Source organism: bacterium, assembly GCA_019637795.1.
GTDB lineage: Bacteria > Desulfobacterota > Binatia > HRBIN30 > CADEER01 > JAHBUY01.
Window position 1 is genome coordinate 613,400 of the sequence record JAHBUY010000003.1, and the last position, 24,964, is coordinate 638,363.

The following is a 24,964-nucleotide window of genomic DNA, read 5'->3' on the forward strand; positions in this document are numbered from 1 at the left end:
CAAAGCAAGTGGCGTCGTCTCCCCACTGGCAGCCCGACGGCGATCCGCGCTAATGGTCCGGCGATGGCGCTGTCCTACGAAGCGGTGGGGGTCGATACCGAGGGCGTGGACAGCGGATTGCGCCGCCTGGCGGAGTGGATCAACGCCACCTTCGCCTTCAATCCGGCGCGGCCGATGCTGCCGCTCGGATACTACGCCAACGTGCTCCCGGTCGGCGCAGAGCTGGCGGTGGCGATCTCCACCGACGGCGTCGGCACCAAGCTGCTGATCGCCCAGCGGCTGGGGCGTTACGACACCGTCGGCATCGACTGCGTGGCGATGAACGCCAACGACGTGATCTGCGTCGGCGCCCGACCGCTGTCGCTGGTCGACTACATCGCCGTCCATCACGTCGACGGCGACGCGCTGGCCGCCATCGCCAAAGGGCTGCACGACGGCGCCCGCCTCGCCGACCTCAACATCCCCGGCGGCGAGATCGCCCAACTGCGCGAGATGGTGCACGAGAGCGAGGGGTATCCGTTCGAGCTGGTCGGCACCTGCATCGGCACGCTGCACCCGCAGCGCCTGCTGATCGGGGCCGCGGTCGACGCCGGCGACGTCGTCGTCGGCATCGCCAGCAGCGGCCTGCACAGCAACGGCTACACGCTCGCCCGCCACGCGCTGCTCGAACGCGCCGGTCTGCGCCTCGAGGGCCGGATCGCCGAGCTCGGGCGCACCCTCGGCGAGGAGCTGCTCGAGCCGACCACCATGTACGTGCGACCGGCGATGGCGATGCTCGACGCCGGACTGCCGGTGAAAGCGCTGCTCCACATCACCGGCGACGGACTGCTCAACCTGTCGCGCATCGCCGCGCCCATGGGGTTCGTCATCGACCGCCCCCTGCCGCCGCCGCCGATCTTCGCGCTCATCCAGCGCGCCGCCGACGTGAGCGAGGCCGAGATGTACCGGACCTTCAACATGGGCACCGGGCTCGGCGTCGTCGTGCCGCCCGCCGCCGCCGAGCGGGCGATCGGCATCGCCGCCGAGCACGGGCAGCGCGCCCAGGTCATCGGCTACGCGACCCCCGACGCCGAGCGGCGCATCTGGCTGCCGGCCGCCGGGTTGGTCGGCGCCGGCAAGCGGTTCCTTCCCCTGGACGGGCCGCCACCGGCGGCCTGATCGCCGGCCGGTCGATCGCCGCGCAGAATTCGGGTGCGTTAGCCCGGCGCAGCCGCTATGCGTGAGCCGATCGCTCCATGCCCGCCCGTCCGCTGATCCGCGCGCTCGCCGCCGTCTCGCTCCTGCTGCTCGCGGCGCGCGGCGCCGGCGCGATCTGCACCGCGTCGCAGATCGTCGGCGTCGACCCGAGCTGTCCCGCCGGCACGGGCCCCTGCACCATCTCCGCCACCTACAGCGTCAACGACGGCTGCACGCTCGACTTCGGCCCGCGCCCCGTCGCGCTCACCGGACGCCTCAACATCACCAACGTGATGAGCGGCACGCCCGACGAGCGCAAGCACGTCGGCAGCGCCACCATTCGCGCCGGCAGCCTGGCGATCGCCGCCAGCGGCTTCATCGACGGCATCGGCCAGGCGGCGGACGAGACCGGCGGCCTGGTGATCGTCGAGGTCACCGGCAGCTTCAGCACCGCCAAGAGCAGCCGCATCAATCTCTCCGGCAATCGCATGGGCGGCACGCTCATCGTCCGCGCCGGCACCACGGTGGTGATCGCCGGCATCATCCTCGCGGACTATCTGAACGCCGGCGCCGCCGGCGGCGTGATCGATCTCACCGCCGGCGGCGACATGACCCTGACCAGCGACAGCACCGTCTCCGCCCGCGGCGGCAACGACTCGGACGGCGGCGGCGAGATCGACCTCACCGCCGGCGGCAACATGACGGTCCAGCCGCAGCTCCGGGTCAGCGGCTACGACGGCGGCTTCGTCGAGGTCCGCGCCGAGGGCGCCCTGACGTTCGCGGCGGCCGACGCCACCGGCAACGGCGATGCCGGCAGCGGCGGCTGCATCGATCTCAGCGGCGGCGCCGGGACGACGATCACCGGCACGGTGACCGCCAACGGCACGACCGGCTCCTTCATGAGCGGCGGCTGCGGCGGCCTGATCTGCATCGACGGCGACGCGGGGACCCTGACCGTCGCGTCGAGCGCCGCCATCAACGCCAATGGCGCCTCGCCGGACGGCGGCGGCGGTCAGGTGTCGCTGGTGAGCGCCGGCTCGGTCGTCGTCAGCGGCGCCATCCAGGCGCGCGGTCCGACGGGCGGCATCGACGGCGGCACCTGCGGCGGCGACATCTGCATCGATGCCGGACTCGACGCGACCGTCAACGCCAGACCGAACGCCAACAACGCGACGCTCGATGCCAGCGGCAGCGATGCCGGCGGGGCGCTGGAGATGATCGCCGGACGCGACATCACGGTGAACGGCAAGGTCGACCTGCGCGGCCGCGAACAATGCGCCTACGGCGGCGATGCCGTCCTGCGCGCCGGCAACAAGGGCCCCGGCCAGCTCACCCTCGGCGCCACCATCGACGTCAGCAGCGCCCGCGCCTGCTCGCTCGACGACGGGACCGGCGGCAGCACCGATCTGTTCGGCTGCAACGTCACCCTGACCAACGCCGCGTCTCTCCTCGCCACCGCGCCGTACGGCGGCCAGCACACCCTCACCGCCCGCGAGCAACTCAGCATCCAGGGCCTGGTCGACGCCACCCGTACCCTCGGCAGCGGCCTCAACGGCAAGACCCTCCTCCAGCACACGGCGCGGAAATCCCCCAACCTGGTGGGTGCCACCTTCCGGCCGGCGCCGCAGATCCAGGCGTTCACCACCTGCCCGACCCAGGGACCGACGATGCCGGCCTGCCTCGACCCCTGCCCGACCTGCGGCAACGGCCAGGTGGAATACCCCGAGACCTGCGACCTCGGCGTCATGCCGCCGACGAGCTGCAACGGATGCTCGGCGTTCTGCCAGATCGAGGACTGCAACGACGGCCTGACCTGCACCGGCGATCAGTGCCTGCCCACCATCGGCTGCCGCCATCGCGTCACGCCGGCGTGCACCGAGCCGCCGACGCCGAGCCCGACCGCCACCGGCACGCCGCCCACGGCCACCGTGACGACCACCCCATCCGCCACGCGGACGGCGACGGAGACCCCGACGCCGCCTCCGACCGCGACCCCGACCGCGACCCCAAGCGCCACCGTGCCGCCGAGCGCCACGCCCACCCCGTCTGCGACGCCCTCCGCGACGGCGACGCCGACCGCCACGGCGACGGCAAGCGACACGGCAACGGCAACCGCGACGGCGAGCGCCACGGCCTCCGCCAGCGCCACCGCGAGCCGAACCGCTACCGCCACCGGCACCACAACGCCCAGCGCGTCTGCCTCCGCGACCGCCGCCGACACGCCGACGCCGCTCGCCACCGCCACGCCGGTGGACAGCGTCACGCCGCCGCCGACCGCCACCGCGACCGCCAGCGCCACGCTCGAGCCGTCCGCGACGGCGAGCGCCACCGCCACCAGCGCGCCGCCCGCGTGCGCCGGCGATTGCAACGGCGACGGCAGCGTGACCGTCAACGAGCTGATCACCGGCGTCAACATCGCCCTCGGCAACAGCGCCGCCGACGCCTGCCCCTCGTTCGACCGCAACGGCGACGGGGCGGTGTCGATCAACGAGCTGATCGCCGCCGTCAACGCGGCGCTGACCGGCTGCTGAGGATGAACGACGACGCGACCGCCGAGGCGATCCTGCGGCGCTTCCGCCGCGTCGCGGTGGTCGGCATCTCCGCCGACCCCAGCCGGCCCTCACACGAGGTCGCGACCTATCTGCGCCACGCCGGCTACCAGATCCTGCCGGTCAACCCGGCGCTCGCCACCTGGGAGGGACTCGTCTGCGCCCCGGACCTCGCCGCGGTGCCGCCGCCCCTCGAAGTGGTCGATATCTTCCGCCGCTCGGAACACGCCGGCGCGGTGGTCGACCAGGCCATCGCCGCCGGTGCCCGCGCCGTGTGGATGCAGATCGGCGTCACCGATGCCGACGCCGCCGCGCGCGCGCGCGCCGCCGGCCTGCTGGTGGTGATGGACCGCTGCATGCTGCGCGAGCACCAGCGACTGCTGCGCTAGCGATCCGCCTCGCCCGTCGGCGCCAGGCGCGGACCGCGTCGCCTGCGAGCTGCCGGCCGACGGCTGAAGGCCGCCGGTTCAGTGGTCGCCGTGCTCGCCGGGCGGATTCGTCCGCGCCGCGAACTCGCGCTGGCCCTGCACCTCGCGGAAGTGGCCGAGGGCCCAGCGCACGGTGGGAAAGGCGAGGTCGCCCCAGGGGATCTCGTCCCAGGTGAACAGCCCGACCTCCAGGCTCTCCGGACCGGCGGCGACGTCGGGACTGAGCAGCCGGGCGCGGTAGATCACCTGCACCTGGCTGACGCGCGGGATGTTGTAGACGGCGAGCAGGGCGTCGATCTCGATGCGCGCCAGCGCTTCCTCCCAGGCCTCGCGCGCCGCGCCGTCGACGGTCGCCTCCCGCGCCTCGAGATACCCCGCCGGCAGGGTCCAGAACCCGCGTCGCGGCTCGATCGCCCGCTTGCAGAGCAGGATGCGGTCGCCCCACGTGCACACGGAGCCGACCACGACCTTCGGATTCTCGTAGCTGACGAACCCGCAGGTGTCGCAGACCAGCCGCTCGCGGTTGTCGCCGTCCGGCGTGCGGCGGGAGAAATGGTCGGGATGCTGGGGGTTCGCCATGGGCGGAGTGTGCACGGCCGGCTGCGCACGGACAAGGGGCGCGCCGGCTCCCGCCAGACGGGACGGGCGCGTTGCATGAGGCACCGGCGCGGCGCATGTTCCCGGCATGGAACCGTGGGAACTGGCGGCGCGCGAGGCGATCCGCGAGCTCGTCGCCGCCTACGCGCACGCGGCGGACTCGGGGCGCTTCGACGAGGTCGCCGGACTCTTCGCCGCCGACGGCGTGCTCGAGACGCCGGACCGTGTCGAGCATCGCGGCCGCGACGGCATCCGCGCCTTTCTCGGCGGCACCGGCGCGGCCCTCGCCAGCGTCACCGCGGCGCCGCTCATCCGCCACCACGTCAGCAACCTGCGCATCGCGGTCAGCGGCGCCGACGACGCGACCGGCGCCGCCTACTTCTTCGTCGTCACCGAGCGCGGCCCCGACCACTGGGGCCGCTACCGCGATCGCTACGTCCGCGGCGCCGAGGGGTGGCGCTTCGCCCACCGCCGGGTGCGCCTCGACGGCTACGCCGCCACGAGCTGGGTCGCCGAGCGGCGCCGCTGAGCGGCCCGCCGCCGCGCCCGGCTCGCCGGCCGAAACGCGCGCGGGGTGCCGATCGGCGACCGGCACCCCGCGCAGCCTGGAGGAGACGGGCGAGTTACGGCGCCGCCGGTTTGCGGATGACGCCGGAGGCGACGATTGCCGAGAGGCTGCCGTTCTCCGAGGTCACCTTCACGGTGATGGTCACCGGCGTGTCCGCATCGCCCTGGCCCGGCGTGTCGTCGAGCAGGGTGAAGTGGAAGCGGGTGAGACCCTCGACCAACTGGTTGAACGACTGGCCATCGGGAATGGTGATGTCGCCGCCGATCACCTGGCCGGCGTTGGCTTCGACGGAGATCGTCGAGCCACCGACCAGCGGGTTGCGCAGGTCGTCGTGCACCAGCAGCTCGAAGGTCTGGCCGCCGCCGTCGGGGATGTCGAACGAGGTCGGCAAGGCCAGCGGCGACTGGGTCGGCCCGGAGAAGGTGACCGGGAACTGGGCGAAGACCAGGATGTTGTTGTCCCAGACCCCGGGCGTGCCCTGGATGCCCCAGACGCCGTCGAGCGACCCGGTGTCGATGAAGAGCTCGAACTCGGTGTCGGGATCGAAGGCGCCGTTGCACAGCGAGCTCGGCGCAAAGTAGTTGCACAGGGTGTCGGTCGGCCGCATCGGGCGAGCCAGGTCCGACGGCAGCGGCCGGTAGTCGATGAACGGCTCGCGCACCATGTCGGTGGTGATGAGCTCGCCGGCGTCGAACCTGCCGTTGCCGTTGTTGTCGAGGAAGCCCTCTTCGCCGCGGGTGAAGGCGAGCACGGTGACGATGCCCGAGTCGGGGATGTTGCCCTCGGTGATCAGCGTCGCCGAGGCGACGCCCGCGGAATTGGTGGAGACCGGGTCGACGATCGAGGCGCCGTTGGTGGTGAAGGACACCGAGGTCCCCGGTGGCACGGCGTTGCCGAAGCGGTCGTTGACGTAGGCCGAGACCTTGTCCTCGATCCCGAAGCGGACGCGGCCGGCGACGTTCAGCTTCTCGGCCGCCATGCTGAACCGCGTCTGCGCCGGCGGCGCGCCGACGATCTTCACCTGGGTCGACTGGGCGAAGAGGTCGGGGGTGCCGTCGCTGTTGGCGTCGACCTGGGCGATCACCTGCACCGACGTGGTGCGGATGCCGCTGGTCAGCGTGGTGCTGACGAGGCCCTGGTCGTTGGTGACGCCCGACAGCGGCGCGATGGTCTCGCCGCCGATGGCGGTGACGACGAAGGTGACCGGCAGGTTGCGCACCGGGTTGGTGTGCTGATCGGTGACCTTGAAGGTCAGCACCGATTGCTCGGTGAGGCCCGAGGCGCGGACGCCGATCTGGGTCGGCTGGGCGCTGACGAAGGCCACCGCCGCGGCCGGCAGGGTCGGCGTCGCGGTCGCGGTCGGGGTGCTGGTCGCCGGCGGCGTGCCGGTGACCGTCTCGGTCGGCGTGCCGGTGCTGGTGCCGGTCGGCGTCGCGGTGGCCGTCGGCTGGGTCGCGGTCGGCGTCGCCGGCCGCGAGTCGGGGAGGACGATGGTGGTGACGTCCTCGATGACCATGCCGGCGGCGGTGCGCACCCGCGCCCGCACCTGCACGGAAGTGCCCTGCTGGCTCTGCGTGTACTTGATGCAGGACAGCGCGTCGCCGGGTTGCGGGATCACCGTCAGCGAGCCGACATCGCACGGCGCCTGGCCGTTGGTGAAGCCGGGGCTGGTGACGGACACGCCGGGCACCGGGGTCACCAGGCTGAAGCTGACCGGCACGCCGTCGGCGACGGTGACGCCGAGGGAGTTGGTGACCAGGGCGCCGAGCACGCTGGTGAACGTGCCGTCGCCGTTGTCGGAGCGCTGGTTGACGAACAGGTCGACGCTGATGAACGCGGCGTTGCTGCCGTGCACCGCGATCGGCGCCTCGGTGGTGCGACCGAGCGCGTCGGTGACCGTCAGGCTCGCGTCGCCGACCTGCGAGCCGGCGCGCACGGTGACCGTGCCGCCGTCGCCGACCGAGCTGCTGCTCAGGCAGAGGTTCGGCGCCGACAGGGTGAACGGCGGCCGCGCGCCGGTGATGGTGAAGGTCTGGCTGGTGCCGTCACAGGACGGCGCGCCGCTGACGCCGGCGAGGAGGTCGGCCTGCGGCGGCGCGATCGCCGGCAGGCCGGGGGTCGGCGTCGGCGTGTCGGTCGGCGTCGCCGTGAACGTCGCGGTGGCGGTCGGCGTCGCCGTGTCGGTGGGCGTCGGCGTCGAGGTCGGCGTGAAGGTGAAGGTCGCCGTCGGGGTCGGCGTGTCGGTCGGCACCGGCGTGCCGGTCGGCGCCGGCAGGAGGACGCCGGCGGCGGAGATGAAGCGCGAGCCGTTGCCGCCCGGCGCGCTGCCGCTGGCCTGCGAGTCGACGCTGACGTTCACCGACAGGTTCTGCCGCGTCGTCGGCTCGCCTTCCTTCTCGTCGACGACGCGGAAGGTGAAGATGTTGAGCCCGGCGATGTACGACCCGAAGCTCTCGGAGTCGGGCAGCACGATCTCGGACGGGATGCCGAAGAGCTTCGCGCCCTCGCCGGCGAGCTCGACGGAGATCGTCGAGCCGCCGACCAGCGGGTTGAGGTCGCGGTCGGAGACGGTGAGCGTGAACTGCTGCTCGCCGCCGTCCGCGATGGTGAAGGTGCGGGGCTCCAGCGTGAGCACGGTGGGGGCGGAGAAGGTGACCGGGATCGAGGCGGAGAGCAGCGCGTTGCCGTCCCACACCCCCGGCGACTGGGCGCTGTCCCAGACGCCGTTGCCGTTCACGTCGATGAAACGCTCGGCCGCGTTGCTGTCGTAGCGGCCGTTGCCGTTGGTGTCCGTGTAGGGCTCGGCGTCGTCGTGACGGCCGTTCTGGTTGGTGTCGACGTACGGCTCGCCGACGTCGAACACGCCGTTGCCGTTGGTGTCCGAGTACGGCTCCTCGGCGTCCCAGCGCCCGTTGCGGTTCGTGTCGGTGAACGGCTCGGGCGGATCGTACCGGCCGTTGAAGTTGGCGTCGATGAACGGCTCCGGCGCGTCGACGAAGACCTCGTCGGCATCGTGGATGCCGTTGCCGTTGCTGTCGACGAACGACTCCTCGCCGCGCGTCGTGGCGAGGACGGTGACGATGCCGTCGGGCGGCACGCCGCCCTCGCTGATCAGCGTCGTGGTGGCGCGGCCCGCGTCGTCGGTCTGCTCCTGGTTGAAGACGCTGGCGCCGTTGGAGGTGAAGTTGACCACCGTGCCCGGCGCCACCGCGTTGCCGAAGTGGTCGTTGAGGAAGGCGGTGATCTCGTTCTCGATGCCGAAGGTGACGCGGCCGGCGATGTTGACGAAGTTGGCGGCCAGGCTGAAGCGGTCGGCGCTCGGCGGGCCGCCGACGATGTTCACCGGCGTGAACACGTTGACCACCTCGTTGATGCCGTCGCCGTTGACGTCGATGGTGGCGGTGATCTGCGCCGCCGAGGCGAGCGTGCCGGACGTCACGGTGGTGCGCACGATGCCGTCGGCATCGCTGATCGCCTCCGGCGTGATGCTGGCGCCGCCGACGGCGGCGAGGAAGAAGCGCACCGGCACGTTGGCGATCGTCTGGTTCAGGCGGTTCTTGACCGCGAACGACACCACCGACTGGGTGGGTCGGCCGGAGGACTGGACGCCGATGACCTCCGGCGTCGCGCCCTCGAGGGTGATCACCGCCGGTCCGGCGCCGGGGCTCGGGCCGCTGGAGGCGACGGTCAGCTTCTCGGTGAGGCCAGCGCTGCGCGGCAGGCCGCCGCCGTAGACGGTGACCGTGACCTCGGTCCCGTCGGGCGTCCCCGCCGGGAGCGTGAGCGTCGCGTTGGCGAGGCCGCTGGCATCGGTCAGCGCGCTGCTGGTGAACACCGGCGGCGTGCTGCGGAAGGCGCCGAGCGTGGTCTCGAAGTTGATCTTCACGTTCGGCACCGGGTCGCCGTTGCGATTGCGCGCCAGGGCGGTGATCAGGGAGAGACCCGGATTGAGGTCGGTGACGACGACCTCGCTCGGGTTCGCCAGGGCGAGGAAGTCCTGGACGACGCCCGGCAGGGTGATCGTCCGCATGCTGGTGACCGAGGCCGATTCGACCTGGACCTGCAGCTCGGCGCCCGCCATGTCCCGCGGGAAGATCAGGCAGGTGGTGGCGTTGCCGGGCTGCGCGATCACCGGCGAGCCGGTCTGCGAGACGTACTGGGTGACATCGCAGGGCGGCGGCGCGTTGGTGGTCGGGAAGCCGATGACGCTGGTGCGTCGCGACTGCGTGTCGGTCGGGCCGAACGGCACCACGGTCATCGACACCGGCGTCCCGTTCTCCACGGTGTTACCGAAGGCGTCGGTGACGATCGCCGTCAACGTGCTCAACTGGGTGCCGTCGTTGTTGTCGATCGCCAGCGGGTTCACGGTCAGCGACAGCCGGCCGGGCAGGCCGGCGGTGACGGTGACCAGCAGCCCCCGGCTGATGATGCACTGCTCGCCGGGCGTCTTGGGATTGCTGCACGGCTCGCTGAACTCGGCGCCGATCGTGGTCGGAATCTCCGCCTGCACGACCGCCGTCCCCAGCCCGGTGCCGGAGCGCAACTGGATCTGGGCGTTGCCGGCCTGGTCGGTGTAGGCGATGAAACGATTGGCCGGGTTGAGGTCGCAGGTCTCGCCCGGCGGGCACCCGTTGTCGTCCTCGCAGATCAGGTGCGACACCGTGCAGTAGCCGCCGGTCTGGTTGAGCGGCAGCAGCACCGCGCCAGCGGCGCTGCTGAGCGACGACAGCGAGAAGCGCACCTCGGCGTCGCGCAGCTTCGAGCCCTGGTTGTCGAAGACGTTGACGACGACGCTGCTCAGCTCGCGGTTGCCGCTGCCGCGGACGCGGATGCGGTTCGGGCTGGCGCTCATGGTGGCGCTCGCCGCCTCGCCCCGGATGGTGGCGCCGGTGTCGCCGCGCTGGCACTCGTCGCGGCCGGGGACGACGAACAGGTTGACCTCGCCCTCGACGCCGCCGGCGCGAGCCTTGATGCTGTAGGGCAGGATGTTGCCGCTGTCGTCGCGCAGCACCGGCGACCCCGCCGGGACCTGCAGCGTCGTGGTCGCGGTGCCGCGCTGCCCGTTCACCTCGCCGGTGGTCGCCACCAGCGGAATGACCTGGCCGAGCGGCGAGACGAAGAGGACATTGACGTTGTCGATCGGCTTGTTGTCGGGATCGAAGACGATGGCGCGCAGGGTGACGCTGCCGCCGAGGTCGGTGCCGCAGGTCGCGTCGCTGACCTGCGCCAGCACGGTGGCGATGGTGCGGGTGGCGGCGCCCGGATTGACCCGGAAGCTGACGCTCCCCTGCTTGTCGCCCGCCTTGGCGTTGACGGTGATCTCACCGGGCGCGGCGACGCCCGGCGGCACGACGATCTGCACCTGCGCCACGCCCTCCTGGACGGCGCCGTCGGGCAGCACGACGGTGCGGGTCGTGGTCGCGATCGGGCGCAGGTAGCCGACCTTGGGATCGAAGTCGAAGATGATGCTGATGTTGTCGAGCGGACGATTGTTCTTGTCGAAGGCGATCGCGTAGACGTTCACCGTGCCGCCGTTCTGCGAGCTGATCGAGAACGGATCGGCCTCCATGTAGATCGTCGTCACCTCGCCGATGTCCTGCGGCGTCGCGGTGGGCGTCCCCCCGCTGCCGTGCGTCGCGGTCGGCGTGCCGACCGGCGTCGGCGGCGTGCCCTGGACGGCGACGCGGATCTGCACCGCGATTCCGAGATCGGTCCGGGTCGCGGTGATCGTCGCGTTGCCGCCGAAGTTGCCGGTGACCGTGCCGCCGAACAGTCCCGCGCCGTCGGTGCTGCCGCTGGTCGGGCTGACGCTGACGCTCAGGGTCGAGCTCGTGACGGTCACGGGCACGCCGCCCTGGGCGCTGCCGCCCGCCTTGGTGACGACCGAGAAGGTCGTGGCGTTGCCCGCCCCGGGCAGGATGATCAGATTGGCGAGACCGATGCAGATGCGGTTGCTGCTGTCGCAGAGCTGATTCGGCAACGGCGTCGGCGCGCCGCCACCGCCGCCACCGCCACCACCGCCGCCACCACCGCCGCACCCGGCGAGCAGCATCAGCGACGCCCCCGCCACCAGACTCATTCCCCGTCGGCTCATCCTGACACCTCCCACGATCACAGCCCCGCGCCTCGTCCGCCCGCCGTTCCGCATGGCCGAATGCTCAGTTGCCGCTGTTGGTGTTCTGGCAGTTGTTGGCGTCGAAGAATCCCGCCACCAGGCCCGCCTTGATGGTGAAGCGCTTGCCGCTGGCGTCGCTGCCGGAGAACGTCACGTTGGTCTGGTAGGTCTGCGGCACGACGTTGCCCTGGTCGATGGTGCCGGTGTCGAAGTTGATCCGCGGGCAGCGATGATCGCCGCGCACCAGCTCCTTGGTCACGAAATCGAAGAGCAGCACCTCCACCGAGGTCTCGACGTGCTGGCACGTCCCCAGCACGCCGCAGTCGCTGTCGCTGCCGCACTGCCGGCTCGAGTTGCTGCACGAGCCGCCGGCCAGGATGGCGGCGATGCTGGCGGTCCGCGGCGGCACGCCGCTGCCGGGGATCGACACGGTGTACTTGTCGAGCAGGATCGGCGACGCGCCCATGTTCATGAAGATCGCGTTGGCGCGCGTCTGGGTGAACGTCTCGAATTCGATGTTGAACAGGTCGCCGGTGAAGTTGCAGATGCTCTGGCAGACGTCCACGTCGGCGTCGGTGTTGCCGACCAGATCCTGCTGAGTGATGCCCTCGCCGCTGAAGGTGATGAACTGCATGGTCAGCGAGTCCTGGCCGCCGCTCGAGTCGAACCCCGAGCTGCCGCAGCTCGCCACCGCCACCGCCGCGCTCAGGGCGCACGTCACCCGCACGATAGAAATCCACCGCATGACAACCTCCCAACAGATCCCGGCGACCGGTCGGCGGCCGGGACGGTATGTGGTGCCCGCTCACGCCTTGGCGTGCGCCAGCACCTCCTCGCCGCTCACCAGCTCGAAGCGGACGCGTCCGATGTCCTCGATCACCACGAATTTGATCCGGCCGTTGGCCGCTTTCTTGTCGGCGGCGGCGGCGAGCGCGAGATTCGGCGTCAGCAACTCGGCCGGGATCTCGGTCGGCAGGCCGGCGCGCCGCAGCAGCCCCTCGATGCGCTGCGCCACCGCCGGCGCGCAGATGCCGCGCGCCACCGAGAGCCGGGCCGCGAACGCCATGCCGATGGCGACCGCCTCGCCGTGCAGGTAGCCGCGGTAGTCGGTCAGCACCTCGATGGCGTGCGCCATGGTGTGGCCGAAGTTGAGCACCGCGCGGTACTCGCCCTCCCGCTCGTCGGCGGCGACGACGGCCGCCTTGATGGCGCAGTTCTGCCGCACCACCTCGATGCACAGCGCCTCGTCGAGGCGCATCACGTCCTCGATCCGCTCCTCGAGCAGGGCGAACAGCGCCGGGCCGAGGATGGCGCCGTGCTTGATCACCTCCGCCATGCCGGCCCTGACCTCGCGCGGTGGCAGGGTCTTCAGCGTCCGCACGTCCACCCACACCAGGCAGGGCTGGTGGAAGGCGCCGATCAGGTTCTTGCCGCCGGCGTGGTTCACCGCCGTCTTGCCGCCGACCGACGAGTCGACCTGCGCCAGCAGCGTCGTCGGCACCTGCACGAAGGGCACGCCGCGCATGAAGGTCGCGGCGGTGAAGCCGGTGAGGTCGCCGATCACGCCGCCGCCGAGCGCCACCAGGGCGCAGCCGCGATCCATGCGCGCGTCGACCAGGCGGTCGTAGAGGAACGTCAGCCAGGCGAGGTTCTTGTGCTCCTCGCCGTCCGGCACCTCGAGCACCGTCGGCTCGAAGCCGGCGCCGGTGAGACTCTGGACGAGGGCGTCGCGGTAGAGCCGGCCGACCGTCGGGTTGGTGACCACCGCGAGGCGGCGACCGAGGCCGAAGTCCTTGAGCCGGCTGCCCAGCGCGGGCAGGGTCCCGGCGCCGATGTCGATCGGATACGAGCGCTCGCCGAGGTTGACCGTCACGGTCGCGCGCGGGCTCATGCCGGGATCTCCGATCCGCCGCGCCGGCGGAGGAAGGCGAGCACGTCGGCGACGACGTCGTCGACGCCGCGGCCCGAGGTGTCGAGCGTGAGGTCGGCCTGCGCGTAGGCGGCGGCGCGCTCGGCGAGCAGCGCCGCGAGACGGGCGGCGGGATCATCGCCCTGGAGCAGCGGCCGGACCACGCGCGCGGCGCGTGCCCGCTCGAGGATCACCTCGGGCCGCGCCGTGAGGCAGACGATCGGCGCCGCCGCCCGCAGCGCGGCGAGATTGTCGGGATCGACGATGGCGCCGCCGCCGGTGGACACCACGGCGCGCGGCACCGCCAGGGCGTCGGCGATGGCGCGCCGCTCGGCGGCGCGGAAGGCGGCTTCGCCGGCGGTGGCGAAGATCTCCGCCACCGACCGGCCCGCGGCGCGCTCCACCAGGGCGTCGGTGTCGACGAACGCCGCGCCGAGGCGCGTCGCCAGCCGTTCCCCGACGGCGGTTTTTCCCGTGCCCATCATGCCCGTCAGCACCACGATCGTCATCGCGCTCCGCGACTCATCCGTTGGGGTCGCCGTCGCGATTCTCCCACAGTTGCTGCGCCGTCGGCAGCGCCGTGGCGGCGCCGGAGGCCGTGTGCAGCACGCGCGGGGTGAGGAAGACGAGCAGATCCTCGCGGCGCTTCTGCTTCGACTCGGCCTGGAAAAGCCACTTGATGCCCGGGATGTCCATGAACCAGGGCACGCCGTTGACGTTGTCGGTCTGGGTGTCGCGGTAGATGCCGCCGAGCACCACCGTCTGGCCGTCGCGCACGAGCACGTGCGAGGTCGCCTGGCGGGTGATCTCGGTCGGGATGTTGTCGACGGTGCGGGTGAAGTCCGCCTGGCTCGACTTGGCGAACATGTCGAGCAGCACGAACCCGTCCGAGGACACCTGCGGCGTCACCTCGAGGGTGATGCCGGTCTCGATCTTCTCGGTGGCGGTCGTCGCGGTGCCGGCGCTGCCGCCGGCGCCGGTGTTGACCACGGTGCCGGTCGACGGCAGGCGGACGCGCAGAATGGTCAGGCTCTGGATGGTGGCGGCGACGTTGTTGAGGGTGACGACGCGCGGCCGGGAGATGATGCGGCCCTTGCCGCGCCGCTCGAGCGCCGTCAGGCGGACGTCGAGCGAATTGGCGCCATTGAGCGAACCGAGCGCCAGGTCGAGCGCCGTGCCGGCGCCGGGGGCGACGTTGTTGGCCGGGAAGTCGACCAGGAACGGCACGCCGTTGCTGCCGCCGAGCCCGGAGCCGCCGAAGTTGATGGTGCCGGGGAAGTTGGCGCCGGTGCTGGTGCCGGTCTGCGGGCCGATGTTGGCCTTGTACCCCCACTGGACGCCGAGGTCGCGGGCGAAGTCGCTGGTCGCCTCGACGATGTTCGACTCGATCAGCACCTGCGGGATCTGCACGTCGAGCCGCGTCACGAGATCGCGGGCGTTGCGGATGCCGCGCGCGATGTCGCGCACGATCAGCGTGTTGGTGAACTCGTCGACCATGACGCTGCCGCGGCGCGAGAGCACGCCGTACTCCTCGTCGTTGTCGCTCTTGCCGGTGCCGCGGCCGCCCTGGGTCTGGAGCTGCGAGCGGGCGGCGCCGCTGATCAGATCGGCGAGCTTCTTGGCCTTGGCATAGTTCACCTGCAGGTAGGCGACCTGCAGCGGTTCGACGGTCTGCGCCGCGCGCTGCGCCTTCTGCTGCTCCTCGCGCTCCTCGCGCAGCCGCTTGACGGTGGAGATGCGGAGGACGTTGCCCTCCTGCACGCTCTCCAGGTTCTGCGCCTGCATGACGATGTCGAGCGCCTGGTCCCAGGGGACGTCGTTCAGGCGCAGCGTGATCTGGCCGGTGACGTCGTCGGTGGCGACGATGTTGATGCCGCTGACGTCGCCGAGCAGGCGGATGACGTTGTGGACGTCGGCGTCCTTGAGGTCGAGCGAGATCGGCTGGCCGTAGTAGAGGCGCTTGCCGCGCGGGTTGGCGGTGCTCTCGACGTTGACCTGCACGGGCGGCGGCGGAATCGCCGGCGGGGCCGGCGGCGGCGGCGCGGCCGCCATGGCGCGCGGCGGCGGCGCCGCGGCGTGCGCGACGGCGGCCAACGGCACCGGCGCGGGCGCGGCGGCGACGCCGGGGACGGCGCGCTGGGTGAAGACGATCGCCTCGCGCACCGGCTGGTCGGTGCCCCTGGGCTCGCCGAGGAAGGCGACGATGGTGTCCTTGAGATCGTCCACCGTGTACACCGGCGCCTGGTCGCCCTTGAGCATCAGCGTCAGGCGGATCTTGCCCGGGTCGCTGCCGATCTGGACCTGCGACACCAGCGGGTTCTCGACCGCGTAGCGCTCGGCGAGGACGTTCTCGCCGGTCGGGCCCGAGATCTCGATGAGCAGGCGATTGGGGTTGCTGAGCAGGACGTGGCTGACGTCCTGCGGCGGCCGGTTGAGCTTGGCGAAGACCCCCTGCTGGCCGTTGTCGTCGATGATCTTGAGCTCGCGGATCAGCAACACGTCGGCGTCCGCCGGCGCCGGCGCGACGCTGACGTTGGTGACGTTCTCGGATGACTCGATGGCGGCGCGCTCGCGCGGCCCCCCCTCGTCCAGCGCCGCCTGCGGCGGCGCGCATGCGGCCAGCAACATGGCCGCGCCGAGCACCGCGAGATGGCGACGCTCCACACCCAACCCACTGCCCACTCGCTTCATCGCTTCACCCCGCTGTCGTCCTTCTTGTCGTCCCTGGGCATCTCCACGACGACCTGGTGCGGCTGCTGGCGCCCGTAGTAGTCGAGGACGATTTCCTCCACGACGAGGCGACCCGGTTCGATCGACTTGACGACGCCGTGTCGACGCCCGATGGGCGTCCCCGGCGTGACGATGTAGCCCATGCCGCTGTTGTCCTGCAGCATCGCCCGCGGCGGCCGCATGTCGAGCACCAGACCGGTCAGCTTGAGCTGCGCGATCTCGTAGCGCTGCAGCGGCGACAGGATCTCCGCTTCCGGCGCCTCGCTGCGCTGCAGGTCGAGCGTGAATGGCCGGAACGGATCGCGCCGGCCGTCGCCGAGCGCCGCCGCCGGCGCCGGCTGCCCCTCGACGCCCTCGCCGGCCAGCGCCGGTTCGCCGGCCGCCGGCGCCTCGCCGGCGGCGGCGCGCGCGTCCTCCGCCGCCCAGGCGCCGGCGTTGCCGGCCGGCGCGGGGACGCTGCCCTGCGGCGGCGCGGTGGCGCCGAAGACCGTGGCGATCGCCGACTTGGTCACGCCGCGCGCCTGCGCGGCCATGTTCTGCTCCGCGTTCTGGTTGATCGCCATCGCGGTGCCGAGCTCGCCGAGCGTCTGCGCGGCGGCGGCGCCGGCGATCGACAGCCACGCGACACAGGCGATGAGCGCGAGGGGTCTCATCGCTTCCCCTCCTTCTGCTTCTTCTCGCGCTCCTTGCGGATCCGCTCGCGCTCCTCCTCGTCGAGGAAGCGGAACGTCGTCGCGGCGCACGAGGTCTGCAGTTGCACGGGGTCGTTCTCGATCAGCGTCGGCGCCTTGATGCCGATGTCGCCGACGTTGACGATGCGGGTCAGATCGGCGACCTTCTTGAAGAACTGCTCGACCTGCCAGTACGTGCCCTTGACCAGGATCTCGACCGGCACCTCGGCGTAGAAGTCCTGGTAGTTCTCCTGCTTCTGCCGGAACTGCTGGATCTCGAGGCCGGACTCGCGCGCCACGGCGGAGATGCCGCTCAGCAGATCGGGGATCTCCTTGGTGTCGGGCAACTGCGCCACCGCCTTCTTCAGGGCGGCGTTGAGATCGGCGACCTCCTGCCGGAGCTGCGGCAGGTTGGCGACCAGCGCCTGTTTGCGATCGCGGTCCTTCTCGAGCGCGCTGAGGTTCTCCTGCTTCTCGTCGATCTCCGCGTTGCGCGGCAGGTACAGCAGATAGCCGTAGAGGAAGAAGAGCAGGAAGACGGAGCCGACCAGCAGCAGGACGCGCTGCCGGACCGGCATGTCCATGATCCGGTCGAAGATCTCGTTCATGCCTGCGGCTCCTGCTTCGCGGTCTGGCCCGGCACCGCCTTGGCCTTGCTGTCCGGCGGCGGCTCGGGCGGCTTGCCGCCACGGCCGAAGTAGTCGATCGTCGCCTTGACGATGAAGCGCGTGAACTGCGCCGTCGCCGGCGCCTCCTTGCCCGGGCTCGCCGGCTGCTGCTGCGACGTCTCGACCAGGTCGACGCTGTAGAAGTAGGGCGACGCCTGCAACTGGCGCATGAACTTGGCGATCGTCTCGTTGTCGAGCGCCAGGCCGGTGAAGGTGGCGGCGCTGCCGACCTCGTTGAAGTCGATCAGCCAGAGGTTCTCGGGCGACGCCAGGCTCAGGTCATCGAGCACCCGCGACGGTCCGACGCGCTTGCGGTTGAGATCCTCGATGATCTGCAGCTTGGTCTGCACCTCCCGCTTCAGGCGATCGATGTCGCGCACCTCGCGCACCTGCAGGTTCATCGCCTGGATCTCTTTGGTCAGGGTCTCGATCCTCGCATCGAGGGCGCCGATCTTGCGGCCCTGGATCAGGTACGGGATCACCATGATGAGCAGCGTCGTCGCCAGGCCGAGCGCCACCAGCGACATCTGCTGGCGCCGCCCGAGCGCGCGCTCGGTTTCCTTGATGGGCAGGAGGTTGATGCGGATCATTTGTCCCCCGGCCGGCGCACCGACATGCCCAGCGCCACCGCGAACTCCGACGCCCGCCGCTGCAGCGCCGCCGGATCGATCGACGACGTCAGCGCGATGCGGCTGAAGGGATCCGTCACTTCCACCGGCGCCTCGATGCGCTCCGCCAGGCGCGTCGCCAGCTCCGGCGTCTGCGCCGCGCCGCCGCTCAGGTAGAGGACGTCGATGCGCTCGTCGGTCGCCGCGGTCCAGAAGAAGCTGAGGGCGTAGTGGATCTCCTCGATGAGCGCGTCGACCGCCGGGCCGAGCGCCATGCTGAGCTGCTCCTGATCGATGGCGCCGTTGCCGCGCCCGGTCTTCAGCTTCTCGGCCTCGTCCGCCGGGATGCCGAGGTCGCGGGTCAGCGCCTCGGTGATGTCGCGCCCGCCCACCGGCACGTCGCCGGTGAACACCGAGCGGCCCCCCTTGAGGATGTTGATCGAGGAGTAGCGGGCGCCGATGTTGACCAGCGCCACGACCTGATCGGCGACGGGGTCGTAGTTGAGCTCGTAGAGGTTGTCGAGCGCGAAGTAATCGACATCCACCACCACCGGCTGCAGGCCGGCGGCGCGCAGGGTCTCGGAGTAGCTGTGGACGATGTCCTTCTTGGCCGCCGCCAGCAGGACCTCCATCTCTCTCGACTCCGGCTTGGTGTCGATCACCTGGTAGTCGAGATTGACGTTCTCGAGCTCCTCGGGGATGAAGTTCCCGGCCTCGAGCATGATCGTCTGCTCGGTCTCCTGGGCGCTCTGTCCCGGCAGCGTCACCCGCTTGATCATGACCGCCGGGCCGGGCACCGCCGTGATCGCCTTGCGGGCGCGGATCCCCTTGGCCTCGAGCAGCGCCTTGATGGCTTCGCCGACCCGGTCGGGCTCACTGACCATGTTGCTCTGGATGGCCGAGGGCGGCGTCGGGATGGAGCCCCAGTTGAGCAGCTCCAACTGGTCGCTCAGGGTGCGGACCTCGAGGACCTTGATGGAGCTCGAACCGATGTCGATCGCGGCGTACGTCTCCTGCCGCTTGAAGGGGTTCAGGTCCTCCAGGGACACCGTGAACAGGCGCTTCAGCCGGTCCTGCCATTCAGCGGCAACGCTCATCGACGCTCCTCACCGACCCGCCATCGCATGCGACTTCGCATATTCCGCTCGACGCGGACAATCACTGCGGGGCGTACATCCACGGACAGAGAATCTCTCCCCACATGCCCTCCCACCGGCCATCTCGCGTGGGCTCAAAGCGAAAAGCGGGCCAAAAAGGGCGCGGTAGGCATTTGATTGCTCAGGTGCCCCAGGGATCGGGCCCCGGGCAGTGCGCCACCCCACAATTGTTCGACTTATGACACCAAAATGTCGAAAAACCTGCGGCCATCCATATCAACTGACCAACCGTGGGCTTTTCGCTGCGCAGATGATGCGTCAGCCGGTGGGCACTCTGGTACGCGAATGACACTTTCGTGCCGGTTCGAGCCGTCCGACCCGCGGATCGTCCGAGGGGGGCCGGGATGGGAAACGGGATCCCGGGGGCGGGCGCCTACCGGCGACCGGAGGCGATGAGGTACATCTCCGCCGATTCCTTGCGGCTCGCTTCCGGCTTGGTGAGCTTGGCGGTGGCGAAGACGCCGCGGGCGAGCTTCAGGGCCTCCGACTCGGCGCCGCTGAACACCTTCATCACCAGGCGCCCGCCGGGGGCCACCAGTCGATCGGCGAACGCGACCGCCGTCTCCGCCAGCTCGGCGGCCCGGGCGGCGTCGCGGTCGCGGATGCCGCTCAGCTTGGGAGCCATGTCGGAGAGGACGATGTCGACCCGACCGCGGCAGCGCTCGCGGACCTGCGCGAGCACCTCCGGATCGCCGGCATCGCCGACGATCAGCGACACCCACGCCTGCGGCAGCGGATCGATCGGCGCCAGGTCGACGCCGACGACGACGCCGCGCGGCCCCACCAGGTCGGCCGCCACCTGCAGCCACCCGCCCGGCCAGGCGCCGAGGTCGACGACGTGATCGCCGCGCTTCACCAGTTGATAGCGGCGCGCCAGATCCATCAGCTTGTAGGCCGCCCGCGATCGGTAGCCCTCGGCCTTGGCGCGCGCGTAGAATGTATCCTTGCGCTGATATGCCATCGCCCGCCGACTCCATAAGCCGCCGCCGCTCGCTGGTCCACACGACCATGCTCGCGGCGTGCGCCGCCGCGGCGCTCGCCGCCCTGCCTCGCGGCGCCGCCGCCGTCGATCCGCTCGACGTCCTGCGCGCCTTCTGCCAGGCCGACGGCAACGGCGCCCGGCTGCGGCCGGCGACCTGGCCGGCGATCGCGCCGCTGGTCGCCTGGGGTCTCGAACCCGCCTGGGACCGCCTCTCCCTGATCCACGGTTACGAGATCGGCACGCCGACGGGCCAGGACGGCACCATCGTCGTCGACGTCCTGTACAACCTCGCGCAGACCATCCGCAGCAGCGGCGCGCGCGGCGAGGCGCGGGTCGAGACCCGCCGCTACATCCTCGAACCCGCCGGCGATCGCGGCTGGCGCCTGCGCGGTCCGCCGCCGCCACCTTACGTCTTCGCCTCGCAGGCCGACCCCGACGCCCTGGCCGCGCTGCTGGCGCCGGAGGACGGCGCCTACGAGAGCAATTCGGCCTTCGCCTGGCACCTGCTGCGCGACGCCGGCTTCGACCTGCCGTACGCCGACACGCTCGACCTGCCGACCGCCTTCGGACTGCGCGCCGAGCGCACCGCCAACATCGGCGATCTGGCACTCTATTACGCCGCCGGCGTGCCCTATCACGTGGCGGTGGTCGAATCGGATGACGGCGTCGTCTCCGCCACCCTCAACGGCGGCCTGCGCCGCACCCCGTTCGGCGCCTTCCCCGGCGAGATCCGCTATCTGCGCCCGGTGTCCGACGCCGACCTGCCGCCGACCCCGACCCCGGCGGCGACACCGACTCCGGCCGGGGCGCGCAAGCGCGGCAAGGCGCGCTGAGCGAACACCGCCGCCGGCAGATCCGCCCCACGGCCGGGAAGCACGCGCCCATGGCGTCCGCGGTGCAGCCACATCGGCGCGCCGCGAGCTCTGGTGTTCCGGCAGGGTCTCTGTGGTAGCTACTCGCGTGCCGTCGAGCAGCGAGTCCCTCGCCCGTTTCGCGAGCGAATTGCGTTTCACGGACCTGCCGGCGCTGGTCGTCGCGCAGGTGAAGCGCCATCTGCTCGACCTGCTCGGTGTCGCCCTCGCCGCGGCCGCCGATCCGTTCGCCGCGCCGGCGCGCGAGGCGGTGGCCGAACTCGCCGGCGGCGACGGCGACGGCACCGTCATCGGCAGCGCGCGGCGCCTGCCGCCGCCCTGGGCGGCGCTGCTCAACGGCGTGCTCGCACACGGGCTCGACTACGACGATACCCACGAAGCGGCGGTGACCCACGTCAGTTGCAGCGTCGCCCCGGCCATGCTCGCCGCCGCCGAGCAGCATCGCCGGAGCGGCGCCGACGCCCTCGCCGCCCTGGCGCTCGGCATGGAAGCGGCCGTGCGCATCGGCCTGGTGGCGCGCGGCGCCTTCCACGACCACGGCTTCCACCCCACCGGCGTGTGCGGCGCCTACGCCGCCAGCCTGGTGGCCGGCCGGCTCGGCGGACTCGCCGCGCCGCGCCTCGCCCACGCCCTCGGGCTCGCCGGCAGCATGGCGTCGGGAACGATGGAGTTCCTCACCGACGGCAGTTGGGCGAAGCGCGTCCACGCCGGCTGGGCCGCGCACGCCGGCCTGACGGCGGCGGCGCTGGCCGCGGCGGGATTCAGCGGCCCGCGCGAGACGTTCGAAGGCCGCTTCGGGCTCTATCGCAGCCACCTCGGCGGCGATTGGGACGCCGGCGGCATCACGCGGGAGCTCGGGCAGCGCTGGCACCTGCTCGACATCGCCATGAAGCCCTATCCGTGCTGCCACATGACGCACGCCTTCATCGACGCCGCCGCCGCGCTGCGCGCCCAGGAGCGGCTGGCGGCGGCCGACATCGCCGCCGTCGAATGCCACATCCACCCGCGCGAGATGCCGGTGGTGTGCGAGCCGGCGGCGAGCAAGCAGACGCCGCGGACCGACTACGACGCCAAGTTCAGCCTGCCCTACACCGTCGCGGCGACGTTCGTGCGCGGCGACATCGACCTCGACGACTTCACCCCGGCGGCGATCAGCGACCCCGCGGTGCTCGACCTGGCACGCCGGGTCACCTGCCTTCCCGATCCGGCCGCCGACTACCCCCGCTGCTTCCCGGGCCGGCTGCGCGTCCACCTCCGCGACGGCCGCGTCCTCGCGCGCGACGAGCCGGTCAACCGCGGCAGCTTCCTGCGCCCGCTCGGCGACGCCGACGTGCGCGACAAGTTCCGCCGCAATGCGACGCGCGTCCTGCCGGCGGCCCAGGTCGAGGCCATCGGCGATGCGGTCGCCGGCCTCGACCGCGCCGCCGACGTGTCGACGCTCGCCACCGCGCTGCGAGGCCCGCGATGACCGCGCCCCTGCCGCTCGCCGGCCTGCGCATCCTCGCCCTCACCCAGCTCGGCGCCGGCCCCTATGCCATGCAGGTGCTCGGCGACCTCGGGGCCGAGATCGTGAAGGTCGAGGACCCGACCACCGGCGGCGACGAGGCGCGCGCCGTGCCGCCGGCGAGCGACGGCGATTCGCTCTACTACCAATCGTTCAACCGCAACACCCGCGGCCTCACGCTCGACCTGCGCACCGCCGCCGGCCGGACGCTGTTCCGCCGCCTGGCGGCGGTGGCCGACGCGGTCTACGCCAACCCGCGCGGCGATCTGCCGGCGAAGCTCGGCCTCGACTACGCCAGCCTGCGCGAGGTGAATCCCCGCCTCGTCTGTTGCACCCTCACCGGCTTCGGCCGCACCGGACCGCGCGCCGCCGACCCCGCCTACGACTATCTGATCCAGGCGCTGAGCGGCTTCATGCACGTCACCGGCGAGCCGGACGGGCCGCCGATCCGCAGCGGCGTCGCCACCATCGACTTCGCCGGCGGCCTCGCCTCGGCGCTCGGCCTCATGGTGGCGCTGCTGCGGGCGCGCGAGACCGGCATCGGCGGCGACGTCGACGTCAGCCTCTTCGACACCGCCATCTCCATGCTCACCCACATGGCCACCCACCACCTGCGCACCGGCGTCGAGCCGCCCCGCCTGCCCGGCGGCTCGCATCCCTCGGTGGTGCCATCGCAGACGTTTCCCACCGCCGACGGCTGGCTGATGGTCATGTGCATGAAGGAGAAGTTCTGGCAGCGCCTCTGCGCGCTGATCGAACGCCCGGACCTGGCACGCCAGCCGCGCTACGCCGGCTTTGCCGAACGCCTCGCCAACCGCGCCGCCCTGGTCGACGAGCTGTCGGCGGTCTTCCGCGCCCGCCCCACCGCCGACTGGATCGAGCGCCTCGGCGGTCAGGTGCCCTGCGCCCCGGTGCAGACCATCTCCCAGGCCCTCGCCGATCCCCAGGTCGCCGCCCGCGACATGCTGATCACCGTCGACCATCCCCGCTTCGGCCCGCTGCGCGAAGTCGGCTGCCCGATCAGGATCGACGACGTCCGGCCCCGCTACACCCCCGGCGCCGCCCTCGGCGCCGACACCACCGCCATCCTCCGCGAATGGCTGCGTTGCGGAGACGAGGAGATCGACCAGTTGCGTCGCGATGGGGCGATCTAAGAGAAGACTTTCACCGCAGAGGCGCGGAGACGCAGAGATCACGGATTTCGATAGCCGTCATCTCGGCGCCTCTGCGTCTCTGCGGTGAAGATTTCTGATGGATTTTTCCTACTCCGATCACGAGCAGGCGTTCCGGGCCGAGTTGCGCGCCTGGCTCGCCGCCAACGTGCCGCGCGAGGCGGTGCCGGCGGCGCTCGAGGAGGAGGCGGCGTTTCTCACCGCCTGGCAGCGGCGGTTGTACGACGCCGGCTGGGTGGCGGTGCACTGGCCGAAGGAATACGGCGGACGCGGCGCTTCGTTGACCGAGACCGCGATCTACCAGGAGGAGATGGCGCGGGCGCGCGCGCCGCAGGTGATGAACCGGGTCGGCGTCAACAACGTCGGCCCGACGCTGATCGCGCACGGCACCGCGGCGCAGCGGCGGCGCTACCTGCCGGGCATCCTCAGCGGCGACGAGATCTGGTGCCAGCTCTACTCCGAACCCAACGCCGGCTCCGACCTCGCCTCGCTGCGCTGCCGGGCCGAGAAGCGCGGCGACGACTTCGTCGTCAGCGGCCAGAAGGTGTGGACCAGCTACGCGCAGTTCGCCGCCTTCGGCATCCTGCTGGCGCGCACCGACCCCGACGCGCCGCCGCATCGCGGCATCAGTTGCTTCATCGTCGACATGCGCGCGCCCGGGCTCACCATCCGGCCGCTGCGCCAGCTCACCGGCAGCGCCGAGTTCAGCGAGACCTTCTTCGACGACGTCGTCGTCCCGCGCGCCAACCTCATCGGCGCCGAGCACGACGGCTGGCGGGTGGCGACGGTCACCCTGGCGCACGAGCGCGGCACCAACTTCTCCTTCAAGGAACAGGTGCTGCAGAAGATCGCGCTCGACGAGCTCGCCGAGCGCCTGCGCGCCAGCGGCGCCGCCGGCGATCCCGTGCTGCGCCAGCGCTGGGCCGCGAGCTGCATCGAGGTCGAGATCCTGCGCCTGCACAACTGCGCCACCATGACCCGCCTGGCGCGCGGCGAGCTGCCGGGCGCCGAGAGCTCGATCGTGAAGCTGTTCTGGGCCGAGCTGTCGCAGCGCCTGCACGAGCTCGGCCTCGACAGCCTCGGCCCCGCCGGCCAGCTCGCCGCCGGGCCATGGCCGCAGCGCCTGCTCTGGTCGCGCTGCGCCAGCATCGCCGGCGGCACCAACGAGATCCAGCGCACCATCATCGCCCAACGCTTGCTGGGACTACCCAGAAGCTGATTTCACCGCAGAGACGCGGAGACGCAGAGATGACGGCTT

19 protein-coding genes are annotated in these 24,964 nt (G+C 71.5%); 8 read left to right on the plus strand and 11 right to left on the minus strand.

Going from position 1 to position 24,964, the window contains the following annotated elements:
- Positions 1-63 precede the first annotated feature (63 nt).
- From purM to KF840_12625, 3 genes are all read left to right on the plus strand, one after another.
- A complete protein-coding gene (gene purM, locus KF840_12615; protein MBX3025742.1) occupies positions 64-1,158 on the plus strand; it encodes a phosphoribosylformylglycinamidine cyclo-ligase in 1,095 nt (364 codons plus the stop codon).
- 77 nt (positions 1,159-1,235) lie between these two features.
- On the plus strand, positions 1,236-3,707 hold the full coding sequence (locus KF840_12620) for a hypothetical protein (GenBank protein ID MBX3025743.1): 2,472 nt from the start codon (positions 1,236-1,238) through the stop codon (positions 3,705-3,707).
- A 2-nt stretch (positions 3,708-3,709) separates the two neighbouring features.
- Positions 3,710-4,114 (plus strand): CoA-binding protein, encoded by a 405-nt coding sequence (locus tag KF840_12625; GenBank protein ID MBX3025744.1) that lies wholly within the window; start codon positions 3,710-3,712, stop codon positions 4,112-4,114.
- A gap of 78 nt (positions 4,115-4,192) precedes the next feature.
- Here KF840_12625 and KF840_12630 read toward each other — a convergent pair whose 3' ends face one another.
- Positions 4,193-4,732, minus strand: a complete 540-nt coding sequence (locus tag KF840_12630; protein ID MBX3025745.1) for an NUDIX hydrolase — start codon at positions 4,730-4,732, stop codon at positions 4,193-4,195.
- 106 nt (positions 4,733-4,838) lie between these two features.
- Between KF840_12630 and KF840_12635 the strand changes: the two genes are divergently transcribed.
- Positions 4,839-5,279, plus strand: coding sequence for a nuclear transport factor 2 family protein (locus KF840_12635; GenBank protein MBX3025746.1), 441 nt, complete (start codon positions 4,839-4,841; stop codon positions 5,277-5,279).
- Positions 5,280-5,373: 94 nt separating this feature from the next.
- Here the strand turns inward: KF840_12635 and KF840_12640 are convergent, their stop codons facing one another.
- The 10 genes from KF840_12640 to KF840_12685 all read right to left on the minus strand — a co-directional run bounded on the left by KF840_12640 (position 5,374) and on the right by KF840_12685 (position 20,137).
- Positions 5,374-11,298 (minus strand): Ig-like domain-containing protein, encoded by a 5,925-nt coding sequence (locus KF840_12640; protein MBX3025747.1) that lies wholly within the window; start codon positions 11,296-11,298, stop codon positions 5,374-5,376.
- Between the two features lie 178 nt (positions 11,299-11,476).
- Positions 11,477-12,178: a hypothetical protein gene (locus KF840_12645; protein MBX3025748.1), complete on the minus strand. Its 702-nt coding sequence runs from the start codon at positions 12,176-12,178 to the stop codon at positions 11,477-11,479.
- A gap of 60 nt (positions 12,179-12,238) precedes the next feature.
- Entirely contained in the window at positions 12,239-13,324 is a 1,086-nt protein-coding gene (gene aroB / locus KF840_12650; GenBank protein MBX3025749.1) for a 3-dehydroquinate synthase, read from the minus strand.
- Entirely contained in the window at positions 13,321-13,851 is a 531-nt protein-coding gene (locus tag KF840_12655; protein ID MBX3025750.1) for an AAA family ATPase, read from the minus strand. Before KF840_12655 ends, aroB begins: the two co-directional genes overlap by 4 nt.
- Positions 13,852-13,864: 13 nt before the next feature.
- Entirely contained in the window at positions 13,865-15,970 is a 2,106-nt protein-coding gene (gene pilQ, locus KF840_12660; GenBank protein MBX3025751.1) for a type IV pilus secretin PilQ, read from the minus strand.
- A gap of 59 nt (positions 15,971-16,029) precedes the next feature.
- On the minus strand, positions 16,030-16,725 hold the full coding sequence (locus KF840_12665) for a pilus assembly protein PilP (GenBank protein MBX3025752.1): 696 nt from the start codon (positions 16,723-16,725) through the stop codon (positions 16,030-16,032).
- Positions 16,722-17,351 (minus strand): type 4a pilus biogenesis protein PilO, encoded by a 630-nt coding sequence (pilO, locus tag KF840_12670; protein MBX3025753.1) that lies wholly within the window; start codon positions 17,349-17,351, stop codon positions 16,722-16,724. Before pilO ends, KF840_12665 begins: the two co-directional genes overlap by 4 nt.
- On the minus strand, positions 17,348-18,001 hold the full coding sequence (locus tag KF840_12675) for a PilN domain-containing protein (GenBank protein MBX3025754.1): 654 nt from the start codon (positions 17,999-18,001) through the stop codon (positions 17,348-17,350). Before KF840_12675 ends, pilO begins: the two co-directional genes overlap by 4 nt.
- Positions 17,998-19,116 carry a type IV pilus assembly protein PilM gene (gene pilM / locus KF840_12680; protein MBX3025755.1) on the minus strand — a complete coding sequence of 373 codons (1,119 nt, stop codon included), beginning with the start codon at positions 19,114-19,116 and terminating at the stop codon, positions 17,998-18,000. Before pilM ends, KF840_12675 begins: the two co-directional genes overlap by 4 nt.
- 433 nt (positions 19,117-19,549) lie before the next feature.
- Entirely contained in the window at positions 19,550-20,137 is a 588-nt protein-coding gene (locus tag KF840_12685) for an RlmE family RNA methyltransferase (GenBank protein ID MBX3025756.1), read from the minus strand.
- Here KF840_12685 and KF840_12690 point away from each other — a divergent pair.
- The 4 genes from KF840_12690 to KF840_12705 all read left to right on the plus strand — a co-directional run bounded on the left by KF840_12690 (position 20,131) and on the right by KF840_12705 (position 24,925).
- Complete coding sequence (locus KF840_12690) at positions 20,131-20,991, plus strand: hypothetical protein (protein ID MBX3025757.1); 861 nt, start codon at positions 20,131-20,133, stop codon at positions 20,989-20,991. The genes KF840_12685 and KF840_12690 overlap by 7 nt on opposite strands.
- A gap of 169 nt (positions 20,992-21,160) precedes the next feature.
- A complete protein-coding gene (locus KF840_12695; GenBank protein MBX3025758.1) occupies positions 21,161-22,498 on the plus strand; it encodes an MmgE/PrpD family protein in 1,338 nt (445 codons plus the stop codon).
- A complete protein-coding gene (locus tag KF840_12700; GenBank protein ID MBX3025759.1) occupies positions 22,495-23,688 on the plus strand; it encodes a CoA transferase in 1,194 nt (397 codons plus the stop codon). Before KF840_12695 ends, KF840_12700 begins: the two co-directional genes overlap by 4 nt.
- A 97-nt stretch (positions 23,689-23,785) precedes the next feature.
- Positions 23,786-24,925, plus strand: coding sequence for an acyl-CoA dehydrogenase family protein (locus KF840_12705; GenBank protein MBX3025760.1), 1,140 nt, complete (start codon positions 23,786-23,788; stop codon positions 24,923-24,925).
- Positions 24,926-24,964: the final 39 nt, after the last annotated feature.